Source organism: Actinomadura oligospora ATCC 43269 (genome assembly GCF_000518265.1).
GTDB lineage: Bacteria > Actinomycetota > Actinomycetes > Streptosporangiales > Streptosporangiaceae > Spirillospora > Spirillospora oligospora.
Map to the genome: position 1 here is coordinate 59,632 of NZ_JADG01000012.1, position 12,812 is coordinate 72,443.

General features: G+C 71.5%; 14 protein-coding genes. 9 read left to right on the forward strand and 5 right to left on the reverse strand.

Annotated elements, in window-relative coordinates; translation table 11 throughout:
* Nucleotides 1–3: 3 nt before the first annotated feature.
* On the reverse strand, nucleotides 4–966 hold the full coding sequence (locus P696_RS0120410) for an ABC transporter substrate-binding protein (RefSeq protein ID WP_026413778.1): 963 nt from the start codon (nucleotides 964–966) through the stop codon (nucleotides 4–6).
* A 356-nt stretch (nucleotides 967–1,322) separates the two neighbouring features.
* On the opposite strand from P696_RS0120410, the gene P696_RS0120415 reads away from it, so the two are divergent.
* Nucleotides 1,323–2,522, forward strand: a complete 1,200-nt coding sequence (locus P696_RS0120415; protein ID WP_026413779.1) for an NAD(P)-dependent malic enzyme — start codon at nucleotides 1,323–1,325, stop codon at nucleotides 2,520–2,522.
* A 246-nt stretch (nucleotides 2,523–2,768) separates the two neighbouring features.
* Nucleotides 2,769–3,392 carry a CGNR zinc finger domain-containing protein gene (locus P696_RS46930; RefSeq protein ID WP_064744077.1) on the forward strand — a complete coding sequence of 208 codons (624 nt, stop codon included), beginning with the start codon at nucleotides 2,769–2,771 and terminating at the stop codon, nucleotides 3,390–3,392.
* Here P696_RS46930 and P696_RS0120430 read toward each other — a convergent pair.
* Nucleotides 3,349–3,768 (reverse strand): S24 family peptidase, encoded by a 420-nt coding sequence (locus tag P696_RS0120430; protein WP_245627745.1) that lies wholly within the window; start codon nucleotides 3,766–3,768, stop codon nucleotides 3,349–3,351. The two genes, P696_RS46930 and P696_RS0120430, sit on opposite strands and share 44 nt — an antisense overlap.
* Before the next feature lie 181 nt (nucleotides 3,769–3,949).
* Between P696_RS0120430 and sodN the strand changes: the two genes are divergently transcribed.
* From sodN to P696_RS0120450, 4 genes are all read left to right on the forward strand, one after another.
* Nucleotides 3,950–4,351, forward strand: a complete 402-nt coding sequence (gene sodN / locus P696_RS0120435; RefSeq protein ID WP_026413781.1) for a superoxide dismutase, Ni — start codon at nucleotides 3,950–3,952, stop codon at nucleotides 4,349–4,351.
* 113 nt (nucleotides 4,352–4,464) lie between these two features.
* The gene (locus P696_RS0120440; RefSeq protein WP_026413782.1) at nucleotides 4,465–4,935 is read left to right on the forward strand and encodes a GNAT family N-acetyltransferase; all 471 of its coding nucleotides are present in this window, start codon (nucleotides 4,465–4,467) and stop codon (nucleotides 4,933–4,935) included.
* 153 nt (nucleotides 4,936–5,088) lie between these two features.
* On the forward strand, nucleotides 5,089–5,517 hold the full coding sequence (locus P696_RS0120445) for an ATP-binding protein (protein ID WP_026413783.1): 429 nt from the start codon (nucleotides 5,089–5,091) through the stop codon (nucleotides 5,515–5,517).
* Nucleotides 5,518–5,585: 68 nt separating this feature from the next.
* Entirely contained in the window at nucleotides 5,586–6,344 is a 759-nt protein-coding gene (locus P696_RS0120450; RefSeq protein WP_026413784.1) for an RNA polymerase sigma factor SigF, read from the forward strand.
* A gap of 60 nt (nucleotides 6,345–6,404) precedes the next feature.
* Here P696_RS0120450 and P696_RS46935 read toward each other — a convergent pair whose 3' ends face one another.
* Nucleotides 6,405–6,854: a hypothetical protein gene (locus tag P696_RS46935; RefSeq protein WP_051467932.1), complete on the reverse strand. Its 450-nt coding sequence runs from the start codon at nucleotides 6,852–6,854 to the stop codon at nucleotides 6,405–6,407.
* Nucleotides 6,855–7,009: 155 nt separating this feature from the next.
* On the opposite strand from P696_RS46935, the gene P696_RS0120460 reads away from it, so the two are divergent.
* Nucleotides 7,010–7,960, forward strand: coding sequence for a diacylglycerol/lipid kinase family protein (locus P696_RS0120460; protein WP_026413785.1), 951 nt, complete (start codon nucleotides 7,010–7,012; stop codon nucleotides 7,958–7,960).
* Nucleotides 7,961–8,250: 290 nt separating this feature from the next.
* Entirely contained in the window at nucleotides 8,251–8,505 is a 255-nt protein-coding gene (locus tag P696_RS0120465; RefSeq protein ID WP_026413786.1) for a WhiB family transcriptional regulator, read from the forward strand.
* A gap of 215 nt (nucleotides 8,506–8,720) precedes the next feature.
* Here P696_RS0120465 and P696_RS0120470 read toward each other — a convergent pair whose 3' ends face one another.
* A complete protein-coding gene (locus tag P696_RS0120470; RefSeq protein ID WP_026413787.1) occupies nucleotides 8,721–10,526 on the reverse strand; it encodes an ABC transporter ATP-binding protein in 1,806 nt (601 codons plus the stop codon).
* A gap of 90 nt (nucleotides 10,527–10,616) precedes the next feature.
* Between P696_RS0120470 and P696_RS0120475 the strand changes: the two genes are divergently transcribed.
* Nucleotides 10,617–11,048, forward strand: a complete 432-nt coding sequence (locus tag P696_RS0120475) for a MarR family winged helix-turn-helix transcriptional regulator (protein ID WP_034486027.1) — start codon at nucleotides 10,617–10,619, stop codon at nucleotides 11,046–11,048.
* A gap of 79 nt (nucleotides 11,049–11,127) precedes the next feature.
* Here P696_RS0120475 and P696_RS0120480 read toward each other — a convergent pair whose 3' ends face one another.
* Nucleotides 11,128–12,783, reverse strand: coding sequence for a PAS domain-containing sensor histidine kinase (locus P696_RS0120480; RefSeq protein ID WP_026413789.1), 1,656 nt, complete (start codon nucleotides 12,781–12,783; stop codon nucleotides 11,128–11,130).
* Between the last annotated feature and the right edge of the window lie 29 nt (nucleotides 12,784–12,812).

Genomic DNA, 12,812 nt, shown 5'->3' on the forward strand with positions numbered 1-12,812 from the left:
GGGTCAGCTCTGCGCGCCGTTGATGCCCGGGGTGCCGAGCGCGCCCGCCTCGATGCCCCACTTCTCGAGGATCTTCTTGTACGTGCCGTCCGCCTGCAGCGCCTTCAGCGCGCCGAGCACGGCCTCCTTGGTCGTGCCGAGCTGCTTGCTGAGGGCGATGCCGTACGGCGCGGTGTCATAGGTCGCGCCCGCGGTCTCGAACTGCCCGTTGGACTGCTTCACGGCGTACTCGATGACCGGGGAGTCGGCCAGCACGGCGTCCGCGCGTCCGGACGACAGCGCCAGGTTCGCGCCGTTCTGGTCGGGGAACGCCTGCCCCGTCGGGCCGGGCTTGCCGCCGTCCTTGCACTTCTTGGTGCGCGCGCCGGTGCCCTTGGCGGCGTCGACGGTCGCCGACACCTCGTCCAGCTGGACGGTGCCCTTCTCGACCGCGACCTTCTTGCCGCACAGCGACAGGTCGTCCGGCTTGTAGGCGCCCGGGTTGCCCTTCTTGACCATCAGCGCGGTGCCCGCGGTGAAGTAGGTCACGAAGTCGACCGTCTTCTCCCGCTCCTTGTTGTCGGTGATCGACGACATCGCCGCCTGGTACTGGCCGCTCTGCAGGCCCGGGATGATGCCGTCGAAGCTCGCCTTCTGGAAGGAGAAGTCGATGCCGAGCTTCTTGCCGAGGGCCTTGCCGAGGTCGAGGTCCATGCCGACCAGGGTCTTGTTGTCGTTGCCGTAGAACTCGTTGGGCGCGTAGGACGGGTCCGTCGCGACGACGATCTTGCCGGACGACTTGACCGCCGGGCCGAGCTGGTCGTGCAGCTGCGGGTCCTGCTTGATCGCCGAGAAGATGTCGCCGACGTCCTTGCCCGTGGTGCCGGTGTCCTTCTTGCTGCCGCCACAGGCCGAAAGGGCGAGCGCCGCCGAGATCACGAGCACGCCCGCCGTGGCGGTGCGGCGCCCCAGAGAACCGTTGTTCACTGGTCCCCCTCCAAGTCGATTCGTCGGACCGCGTCCCGGCCCGGGTTGGAAGGCACATTTTGGCGCATATTGCCTGTGGCCTTGATTAAGTCTCCGAAACAATCGGACAACAAGGCAGCGCCCAAAATCCAGATGAACCAGGGTAAATTCACCCTGTGTGAGCTAGTTCACACGGTACGTCGCCACGTGACCGAGACCATCCCGGCCACTCCCCGGGCGTCCGCGACCCGTGTGGCACAATCGGACAACGGGTGACCCCCGTACGTCGCGAGATGCACCCGACCGGCCCTGGCCACCAGACCAGCGCCCACCGTGGCGGCATCGTCCGTATCGCCGAAACTCTGACAGGGGTCGCTGTGGCCGCCGAGCCCATCACTCATCCCTACACACCCACCGCCTCGCTCAACGACGATCCGGCGTTCGCCCTGCACGTGGGCGGCAAGCTCGAGGTCCGCTCCTCGGTCCCCGTGCGCAACGCCGACGACCTGTCGCTCGCCTACACGCCCGGCGTGGCCCGGGTCTGCAGCGCGATCGCCGACAACCCCGAGCTCGCCCGCGACTACACCTGGACGTCCCGGGTGGTCGCCGTGGTCACCGACGGGACCGCCGTCCTCGGCCTCGGCGACATCGGCCCGGCCGCGTCCATGCCCGTCATGGAGGGCAAGTCCCTGCTGTTCAAGGAGTTCGCCGGGGTCGACTCCGTGCCGATCGCGCTGGACTGCACCGACGTCGACGAGATCGTCGAGACCGTGATCCGGATGGCGCCGAGCTTCGGCGGCATCAACCTCGAGGACATCAGCGCCCCGCGCTGCTTCGAGATCGAGGACCGGCTGCGCGCCGCCCTCGACATCCCCGTCTTCCACGACGACCAGCACGGCACCGCCGTGGTCGCGCTCGCCGCGCTGAAGAACGCCGCCCGGTTCGTCGGCCGCCCCCTGTCGGACCTGCGCGCCGTCGTCGCGGGCGCGGGCGCGTCCGGCATCGCGGTGTCGAAGATCCTGCTCGAGGCGGGCATCGGCGACATCGCCCTGTCCGACAGCAAGGGCCTCATCTACCAGGGCCGGGACGGCCTGAACCCGGTCAAGCGGCGCATGGCCGAGATCACCAACCGGACCGGCCTGACCGGCTCCACCGAGGACGCGCTGCGCGGCGCGGACGTGTTCATCGGCCTGTCCGGCAGCACCGTCCAGGAGTCCTGCGTGGCCGGGATGAGCGAGGACGCGATCGTGTTCGCGCTGTCCAACCCGACGCCCGAGGTGCACCCGGAGGTCGCCCGGCGGCACGCCCGCGTGGTCGCCACCGGCCGCAGCGACTTCCCCAACCAGATCAACAACGTGCTGGCCTTCCCGGGGATCTTCCGGGGGGCGTTCGACGTCCAGGCGCACACCATCACCGAGGGCATGAAGCTCGCCGCCGCGGACGCGCTCGCCGCGATCGTCGGGGACGACCTGACCGCCGACTACGTGATCCCCGGCCCGTTCGACCCGCGCGTCGCCCCGGCCGTCACCTCGGCCGTGGCCGCCGCCGCCCGCGCCGACGGGGTCGCCCGCGCCTGACCTCGCCTTTTCCCGCACGGCCCGCTCTCCGCCCCCGAGAGCGGGCCGTCCGCATTATGAGATCCGGTCGCGACCATAATTCCGGAACATCTTGTCGCGACCGGGTGGGGAGGCCAACAAATCACCGGTTCGGAGCGGTGAACGCCGAATGATTTCCCCTTTTCCGCCGTCCCGGCCGCCGAACGAAGTGCCATACTCGGCAAAGGGGAGAAACGCATCATCGGGTCAACTCCGGCAGGAGCGCACGTGGACCTCGCTTCCTACGCCGACCTGGCGATCGTGCTCGTGAACAGCCGGCACCGGCCGGACGGGGACGCCCTGCGCGACCTCGACGGGCTCCGCGACCTGCTCGCCGGGCGACCGCACCTGAGCGGCACACTGCGGCAACGCGACCTGGACGCCATGCGCGAGCTGCGCGACCAGCTGCGCGCGGTCTTCGCCGCGTCCGCCGCCGGCGAGCACGAGCTCGCCGCCGAACGGCTGAACGAGCTGCTCATCCAGCATCCCGTCCACCCGCAGCTGTCCGCGCACGACCACCTCGGCTGGCACCTGCACGTCAACGACGGCGGAGCGATCCCGGACGTCTACGCGGCCCGCGCCGCGATGGGCCTCGCCGTCCGGGTCGCCGAACAGGGCATCGACCGCCTACGCGTCTGCCCCGCCGACGGCTGCGGCCGCGTCTTCCTCGACACCACCAAGGACCGCTCCCACCACCACTGCTCCCCCGAACACGCCCCCACCCACCCCGACACGGACGCGTCCGGGCAGACGCGAGTCGGCGTGGACGGCAGCCGCCCTCAGGTCGGCGCGGACGGGCGGCCGGGGGTCAGCGCGGACGTGCCGAGCGGGAGAGCAGGCCCGCGCGCCTGAACGGCCAGTAGCGCGCGACGACCGGGCCGAGCACCAGCCCGTGCGGGACGGCGTCGAAGTCCCAGCTGTCCTGGCGTCCGTGCGCGCGCTGGTTGTCGCTCTCCAGCCACCAGCCATCCGCTTCCTCCCGGACGGCCCGCTTCACGATGAGCTGGTCCTCGTTCCATGGGTGCCGCGCGACGACGGCGTCGCCGTCCCGGACCCGCGCGCCCGACCGGACGAGCAGCCAGTCCCCCGCGCGCAGCGCGGGCAGCATCGACTCGCCGGTCACCGCGACCGCGCGCAGCCCGCTGCGCCGCCACGCCAGCGCCGCGAGTCCCGCGCCCGCGGCGCACGCCCCGGCCGTCGCCGCCGTGCGTCCGGCCCGCTTCCGCATCGCCACTCCTCGCCTCGCCGCCCGCCGACCCGCCACCCGCGGCGCGCCGGACCGGACCGGACCGACCGGACCGGCCGGGACCTACGTCCAAAGACCGAGCGCCCTGGCCGAACGCGCCGCCGCGCACAAGGGTAATGTCGGTGTCCTGAGCATGATCCGATATCGAGGGAAGGGAACGCAGGTGCTGGTCAACCTTCTGCGCCCGAAGACCACGGTCTCCGCCCACTGCGACCTGCCGTGCGGCGTCTACGACCCGGCGCAGGCCCGGATCGAGGCCGAGTCCGTCAAGGCGATCATCGAGAAGTACAACGCCAACGAGGACCCGGCGTTCCGGACGCGTGCCATCGGCATCAAGGAGCAGCGGTCCCAGCTGGTCAAGGAGCACCTGTGGGTGCTCTGGACCGACTACTTCAAGCCGCCGCACTTCGAGAAGTACCCGCAGCTCCACACGCTGTTCAACGAGGCGACCAAGCTCGCGGGCGCCGGCGGCACCAAGGGCGGCATGGACGTCGCCGTCGCCGACAAGCTCCTCGAGAAAATCGCCCAGATCGACAAGATCTTCTGGGAGACCAAGCAGGGCTGAGCCCCGCTGAAGACCTGACCGAGGCCCGTTCCCTCCTGCGGCTGGGGGGCACGGGCCTCGGCACGTCCCCGGACTTTTCGGAACGGCGCCGTCCGTGTGGCTAGCCTGGGGACATGATTCGCGCAGCACGTTCCGAGGACGTCCCGTCGATCCTGCGCCTGGTGCGTGACCTGGCCGAGTACGAGCGCGCGGCGCACGAGGCCAAGGCGACCGAGGAGGACCTGCGCCGCGATCTGTTCGGCCCGGAGCCGAAGGTCTTCGCGCACGTCGCCGAGCACGAGGGCGAAGTGGTCGGCTTCGCGTTGTGGTTCCTCAACTACTCGACGTGGCTGGGGCGCCACGGCATCTACCTGGAGGATCTCTACGTCTCGCCGGAGACGCGCGGCCACGGCTTCGGCAAGGCCCTGCTCTCCGAGCTGGCGCGGATCGCGGACGAGCGCGGCTACGGACGCGTCGAGTGGTCCGTCCTCGACTGGAACGCCCCCGCGATCGGCTTCTACGAGTCGATCGGCGCCCGCCCGCAGGACGGCTGGACGGTCTACCGCGTCACCGGCGACACCCTCCCGCGCCTCGCCAAGGGCTGAGGCGTGTGCGATTTACCGCTTCTTGACCGGGTTTACGGGGTGAACGACCACCTCGCCCCCTAGTTCGGTGGGCCACCCGCGCGCCGGACGCTCCGGAGGGGCTCCGCAAGCGGTAGTTTCGAAAACAGCGGGACCACCCCAAGAGGGAGAGACGTGACCGAGGAAACCGCTGCCATGGCGGCCAGTACCAAGTTGTCCGTGCGTGACGTGGTGACCGTCCGGCTGCCGGCCGACAGCGCCTACCTTTCGGTGCTGCGGACCGCGACGGCGGGGCTCGCCGCGCGTCTGGACTTCACCCTGGACGAGATCGAGGACCTGCGCATCGCGGTCGACGAGGCGTGCGCGATGCTGCTCGCCCAGGCCGTCCCGGGAACCGACCTGACCTGCGAATTCGAGCTCTCCGGAGACGCGATGCGGATCTCGGTGTCGGTGCTCACGGTGGACGGCCGGGAGCCCAGCCGCGACACCTTCGCCTGGACGGTCCTGTCGTCCCTGGCGGGCGAGGTCGACGCGCGGGTCGGCGCCGACGACCGGGTCACCGTGACGTTGCAGAAGCGCCGCGGTGCTGCGGGGGCCCCGTGACGGAGAACAGGACCACGCTCGCGGGCGACAGCCCCGGCAACTCGGGCACCGAGCGCGAGGGAGGCGCGGTGCCGGACCGGGCGCGTGCCCGCGCGCTGTTCGAGCGGCTCGCCGAGCTGCCGGAGGGCGACCCCGAGCGCCAGCGCATCCGCGACCAGCTGGTCGAGCTGCACCTGCCGCTGGTCGAGTACCTCGCGCGCCGGTTCCGCAACCGCGGTGAGTGGCTGGACGACCTGATCCAGGTCGCCACCATCGGCCTGATCAAGTCGATCGACCGGTTCGACCTCGGCCGGGGAGTGGAGTTCTCCACCTACGCGACCCCGACGATCGTCGGCGAGATCAAGCGGCACTTCCGCGACAAGGGCTGGGCGGTGCGGGTGCCGCGCCGGCTGCAGGAGCTGAAGCTGTCGCTGACCAAGGCGATCAGCGACCTCGCCCAGCGCGAGGGCCGCGCGCCCACGGTCAGCGAGCTCGCCGCGCACCTGCAGATGACCGAGGAGGAGGTGCTGGAGGGCCTGGAGTCCGCCAACGCCTACTCGACGGTGTCCCTGGACGCGCCCGACTCCGGTGACGAGGACGCCCCGGCCGTCGCCGACTCGCTCGGCATGATCGACGAGTCGCTGGAGGGCGTGGAGTACCGCGAGTCGCTGAAGCCGCTGCTGGAGAAGCTCCCCGCCCGGGAGAAGAAGATCCTGCTGCTGCGCTTCTTCGGCAACATGACCCAGTCCCAGATCGCCGCCGAGCTGGGCATCTCGCAGATGCACGTGTCCCGCCTGCTGGCGCGGACGCTGGCCCAGCTGCGGGAGGGCCTGACGGCGGACGAGTGATCCGCGCGCCTCAGAGGCCCGGCCGACCCCGTGTCGTCCGGGCCTCGCGCGTGTCAGGGGTCAGGAGCCGGATCCGGCCTTGTGGTCGGCGTCCTCGGCGGTGTCGGCGTCGTCCTCGTCGTCGTCCCGGCCGTCCTGGAGGTTGATCCAGGCGGTGACCGGCGGGCTGAGGACGAGCAGGAGCGTGATGATCGCGACGGCGCCGAGCGGGATCGCGAGGGCGGGCTGGTCGCTCTGCCAGAGGGACCAGGCGACCGGCAGCGCGAACAGCTGGGTCAGGACGATCGGGGCGCGGCCACGGCTGTCGCCGCGCAGCAGCAGCCGGGCGCAGCCGAGCATGGCGAGGCCTCCCCCGAGCGCCAGGACGGTCACGGCGACCGCGCTGGTCGGGTCCACGGCCGCGCCGGTGGCCGTCTCGATGCCGGAGAACAGCCCGAAGCCCACGGCGGCGAGGCCCTCGGCCCCCTCCAGCGCGGCGGCGGCGGTCACGATGCTGGGACGCTTCGACACAACCCGAAACCCTACCGGCCGCCCGCGCGAGCCTCCGTCCGGGGACGCCACGAGCCCTCCGTGACCTCCGCGCGGGGGGGCCGGGGTGTGGGGCGTGCGGGGTGTGGGGTGACCGCGGCGAGGCGTGCCGGGCGGGAGATCGGTACCCTTGCGCCGTGCGCGCCATGCTGATCGCCAACCCCAAGGCGACCTCCACCAGCCGACGCGCCCGTGACCTGCTCGTCCGGGCGTTCGCCGGGGACCTCGACCTGGAGACCGCCGAGACCGGGCACCGGGGCCATGCCACCGAGCTGGCCGCCCGGGCGGTCGCCGAGCGGTTCGACCTGGTGATCGCGATCGGCGGTGACGGCACGGTGAACGAGGTCGTCAACGGGCTGCTGCGGGACGGGCCGTCCGACGACCTCCCCGCGCTGGCGGTGCTGCCGTTCGGCAGCGCGAACGTGTTCGCCCGCGCGCTGGGCCTGCCGAACGACATGGTGGCGGCGACGCGGCAGGTGCTGACGGCCCTGCGGGCGGGACGGCACCGGACGGTCGGGCTCGGCGCGGCCGTCCTCCCGGACGGCTCGGAGCGGTACTTCACCTTCTGCGCGGGCATCGGCCTGGACGCGGAGGTGATCCGGGAGGTCGAGCGGGCGCGGCTGGCGGGCGCGAAGGCCGATCCGCTGCTGTACGTCCGGTCGGGGCTGCGCCGGTTCTTCGCGGGCACCGACCGGCGGCGTCCCGCGCTGACGATGGAACTGCCGGGACGCGATCCGGTCGGCGCCAAGGGAAAGCTGTTCCTGGCCTTCGTGTCGAATACGGCCCCGTGGACGTACGCGGGCCCGTTCCCGGTGAATCCGAGCCCCAAGGCGCACTTCGCGCGGGGCCTGGACGTGTTCGGGATGCGTTCCCTGGCCGTCCTTCCGACGCTGGGCGCGCTGGCCGGGATGTTCGTCGCGCGGGTGCGTCCGGTGCGCGGCCGGCAGGTGCTGAACGTGCACGACGCGCCGCAGGTCACGGTGACGGCCGACCATCCGACGGCCTACCAGCTGGACGGCGATTATCTCGGCGAGGTGGAACGGATCACGTTCCGTTCGGTGCCGAAGGCGATACGCATCGTCATTTGATGCCGATCGGGTGATCCGTTAACAACAAAGTCACACGAACGACCCACCCGTGTGACACATGCGACACCCATACTTCGAGAAACCTTTCTCGGAGGTCTTGCGTCTGTCCACGCCCCCCTGACACGCTCAAAGCGCGCCGGTAGTCAGGGGCCCAATGAGGCAGCCACCTGATCGCAGCGCCGCCGAACTGTCACCCCTGACGAAACCTTGACCGTTCCGGGGTGTTCGCGACATGTGAAACCGTTCACAAGTGGAGTGACTTCCGCCACCGCTGACGAAGGAGTGGACGCATGGACTGGCGCCACCGGGCAGCCTGCCGTGACGTGGACCCCGAGCTGTTCTTCCCGATCGGCAACACCGGGCCCGCGATCGTGCAGATCGAAGAGGCCAAGCAGGTATGCCGCCGCTGCGACGTGACCGACGCCTGCCTGCGCTGGGCGCTGGCGTCCGGCCAGGACTCGGGCGTCTGGGGCGGCATGGGCGAGGACGAGCGCCGCGCGCTGCGCCGCCGCAACGCCCGTGCCCGCGCCCGCGCCACGGCCTGAGAAGCACCGCCTCGGCTCAGGGCCGCCGAACCCCTCCCGGTCGGAACGGCCCCCGCCGCACAAACGAATCACGCCGGTCTCGTGGAGGCCGTCCGCACCCCTTAGGGAAGCGGCCGACCCCCATAAGATCGGCGTTTTTTCTTTCCCGCCACCGCACTTCATTCTTTTCCGAAGGAAAGGCGCCGCCGCATAGGCCGTGTCCTTAGGGCGCGGCCTTAGGCGGGGGTCAGGGAATCGTCTCGGGTGACGAGGGCGGCGTAGGGGCCCTCGGCGGCCATCAGGGAATCATGGGTGCCGCGTTCGGCGATTCGGCCGTGCGCCAGGACGATGATCTGGTCCGCGTCGCGGACGGTGGAGAGGCGGTGCGCGATGGTGATCGTGGTGCGTCCCCGCGAGAGCGCGTCGACGGCCTCCTGGACGGCCCTCTCGGTCTGGGTGTCCAGGGCGCTGGTGGCCTCGTCCAGGACGAGGACGGGCGGGTCGCGCAGGATCGTCCGGGCGAGGGCGAGGCGCTGCTTCTCGCCGCCGGAGAAGCGGTAGCCGCGTTCGCCGACGAGGGTGTCGTAGCCGTCCGGGAGGGCGGCGATGTGGTCGTGGATGCGGGCGGCGCGGGCGGCGGCCTCCAGCTCCTCGTCGGTGGCGTCCGGCTTGGCGAAGCGGAGGTTGTCGGCGACGGACGCGTGGAACAGGTAGGTCTCCTGGGAGACGACGCCGACGGCGTCCGAGAGGTCGGCGAAGGACAGGTCGCGGACGTCCACGCCGTCGAGGGTGACGCGGCCCTCGGTGACGTCGTAGAGGCGCGGGACGAGGTAGCTGAGCGTGGTCTTGCCCGATCCGGTCTCGCCGACGACCGCGAGGCTGGTCCCGGCGGGGACGGTCACGTCCACGTCGCGCAGGGCGGGCGCGGCGTCGGGATCGTAGGAGAAGCCGACGTTCTCGAACCGGACCTCGCCGCGGACGCGTCCGGGCAGGCTCACCGGGGTCTCGGACTCCTGGATGTCCGGGACCATGTCGAGGTACTCGAAGACGCGGTCGAAGAGGGAGAGCGAGCTCTGCACCTCGACGCCGGTCTGGAGCAGGATCATCAGCGGCCGGAACATGCCGGTCAGCAGGGTCGTGAACGCGACGAGGGTGCCGATGGTGACCAGCGGGTGGCCCTGGGAGACGGTCATCCCGGCGGCCCAGTAGACGATCGCGGGCATGGCGGCCATGACGATCCAGATCGTCGACTGGCGCCAGCGTCCGGCCATGCTGGAGCGGATCTCCAGGTCGACCAGGCCCTCGGACTCGGCGGCGAACCGGTCGGTCTGCGCGCGGGAGCGGCCCATGGTGCGGCCGAGCAGGACGCCGCTGACCGACAGCGACTCCTCGACGATCGCCGACATCGCGGCGAGCTGCTTCTGCCGGACCGAGGTGATCCGGCGGCGCTCGTTGCCGACCCGGCGGCTGATCCACACGAAGACGGGCAGGACCAGCAGCGAGACGAGGGTGAGCCGCCAGTCCAGCGCGAGCATGGCGGCCAGGCTCGCGACGACGGTGGTCAGGTTGGAGACCAGCTGCGTGGCGGTCTGGGTGACGGTGGACTGCATGCCGCCGATGTCGTTGGCGATGCGGGACTGCACCTCGCCGGTGCGGGTCCGGGTGAAGAACGCCAGCGGCATCCGCTGCAGGTGGGCGTAGACGGCGGTGCGCAGGTCGTGCATGACGCGCTGCCCGACGGCGGTCGAGATGTAGGTCTGCAGGACGCCGAACACGCTGGTCAGCACGGACACGGCGATCATGCCGAGGACGAGCAGCGTGAGCAGGCCGGTGCGGCCGCGGGGCAGCGCCACGTCCACGACCTCGCGCAGCATGAACGGCGAGGCCAGCGAGACCAGCGCGGACAGGCCGACCAGCAGGCCGACGACGGCGAGCCTGGCCCGGTACGGCCGGAACAGGCGGACGATCCGGAGGATCTGACGGTGACTCCTCGACGCGCTCGCCGAAGGGTCCTGAGGGAGGTGGTCTGTCGGGCTCGGCATGGGCGGCTCCTCTCCGGGGACTCGGTGTCCCGGGTTAACTGAGCTTAGCTCACAATTATTCCACTGCAACAGTGAGATAAACTCAGAAGCATGTCGGAGAGCACCCCGGGCGACCGCGCCGAGCTGGGCGAACTGTTCCTGCGAGCGGCCAAGAGGGTGCGGCGCGGGATGGCCGACCGGCTCGCGCCGCTGGGGCTGACGCCCGCGCAGGGGCGGGCGCTGCGCGTGATCGGCTGGCGGGACGAGCCGCCGCGCATGTCCGAACTGGCCGGGATGCTCGGCATCGTGCCGCGCTCGGCGACGACGATCGTGGACGCCCTGGAGGGGGACGGCCTCGTCCGGCGCGAGCCCGACGCGGAGAACCGGCGCGCGACCCGGGTCGTCCTGACCGAGGACGGACGCACGGCCCTCGCGCGCATGCGCGAGGCGCACATCCGCGGCGTCGAGGACCTGTTCGCGCCCCTGTCCCCGGAGCAGCGGGAGACGCTCCGCGACCTCCTCGCCGCCATCGACTCCAACTAGTCCGCGACCGGCCCCAACCCTCCCGCAGGCGGCGTCGACCGGCGTGCGGGCGGGGTTCGGTAGGCGCGTGGTCGGGGCGCTACGGGCGTGGCGGGGACGGCGGGCGCTGGTGGTGGTCGAGCGGGACGTCCACGACGACCTCGGTGCCGCCGCCGTCGCGGGCGTGGAACTCCAGCTTGCCGCCCAGCTCGCCGACGATCAGCGTCCGGACGATCTGGAGGCCGAGGCTGTTGCTGGCCTCCATGTCGAAGTCGGCGGGCAGCCCGACGCCGTCGTCCGCGACGACCACGACGAGGCGGCGGCCGCTCGGCTCGTCGCCCGCGCCCTTGTCGCCGGACGGCGCCTCCGGCTCGTCGGCGGGCCAGTCGCCCCAGACCCGGATGCCGCGCTGCGCGGCGGCCGGGACGCCCTCGCCGTACCGGCGGACGCGCACCTCCAGCGTCCCGTAGCGGTTGGCGAGGCCGTGCTCCAGCGCGTTCTGCAGCAGCTCGGTCAGGGCCATCGCGAGCGGGGTGGCGATCTCCGCGGGCAGCACCCCGAAGCTGCCGGTGCGGCTCGGCGCGACCTTGGACTCGGGGGTGGACACCTCCCCGGCCATGGTGATCACCCGGTCCGCGATGTCGTCGAAGTCGATCAGCTCGTCCGGGGTGTGCGACAGGGTCTCGTGGACGATCGCGATCGACCCGACCCGCCGGACGGCCTCGTCCAGGGCGGCGCGGCCCTCGGGGATGCGCAGCCGCCGGGCCTGGAGCCGCAGCAGCGCCGCGACGGTCTGGAGGTTGTTCTTCACCCGGTGGTGGATCTCCCGGATGGTGGCGTCCTTGGTCATCAGCTCGCGGTCGCGCCAGCGCAGCTCGGTGACGTCGCGGCAGAGCACGATCGCGCCGATCCGGTTGCCGCCGACGACCAGCGGGATCGTCCGCAGCTGCATGATCGAGCCGTGCGCCTCGACCTCGACCTCACGCGGCGCGCGCCCGGACAGGACGACGGTCAGGGCCTCCTCCATCGGCTCGCCGGTGTCGCACAGGTCGTTGGTGACGCGTCCGAGTGACTCGCCGACCAGGTCGGTGGCTAGGCCGAGCCTCCGGAACGCCGACTGCGCGTTCGGGCTGGCGTAGGTGACGTGCCCGGACCGGTCGAGCCGGATCAGGCCGTCCCCGACCCGCGGCGAGCGGACCAGGTTCGGCTCCTCCCCCGGCACCGGGAACCGGCCCTCGGCGATCATCTGGGCGAGGTCGCTGGCGCTCTGCAGGTAGGTCAGCTCGAGCCGGGACGGGGTGCGCGCGGACGACAGGTTCGTGCTGCGCTGGATCACCCCGAGCATCTTCGCGCCGCGCCGGACCGGGATGGACTCCTCGCGGACCGGGATGCCGCTGCCCCACTCGGGGTCGCCCTCCCGGACGATCCGGCGCTCCCGCCAGGCCACGTCGATCAGGCCGCGCCGTCCGGTGCGGACGACCTTGCCGACCAGGTCGTCCGGGTAGGCGGTCGGGCCGGTGGTGGGCCGCATCTGCGCGATCGCGACCCAGCCGGGCACCGATCCGGGCGGCTGCGGACGGCCCCGCCGGTCGGCCGGGGGCAGCACCGCGTCCGACCGCAGCGGGACCCACAGCACCAGGTCGGCGAAGGACAGGTCGGCGAGCAGCTGCCAGTCGGAGACCAGCGCGTGCAGCCACTCCAGGTCCTCGTCGGTCAGGTCGGTGTGATCGCGGACCAGATCGGTCAAGGTAGGCACTCTCCAATCATGGCCTACCGATCCTGTGC

Coding starts and splice junctions, on each gene's coding strand:
- P696_RS0120440 (WP_026413782.1), top strand. CDS start 4,465: ATGATTCGCGCAGCACGTTCCGAGGACGTCCCGTCGATCCTGCGCCTG.
- P696_RS0120465 (WP_026413786.1), top strand. CDS start 8,251: ATGGACTGGCGCCACCGGGCAGCCTGCCGTGACGTGGACCCCGAGCTG.
- P696_RS0120475 (WP_034486027.1), top strand. CDS start 10,617: ATGTCGGAGAGCACCCCGGGCGACCGCGCCGAGCTGGGCGAACTGTTC.
- P696_RS0120430 (WP_245627745.1), bottom strand. CDS start 3,768: ATGCGGAAGCGGGCCGGACGCACGGCGGCGACGGCCGGGGCGTGCGCC.
- P696_RS0120470 (WP_026413787.1), bottom strand. CDS start 10,526: ATGCCGAGCCCGACAGACCACCTCCCTCAGGACCCTTCGGCGAGCGCG.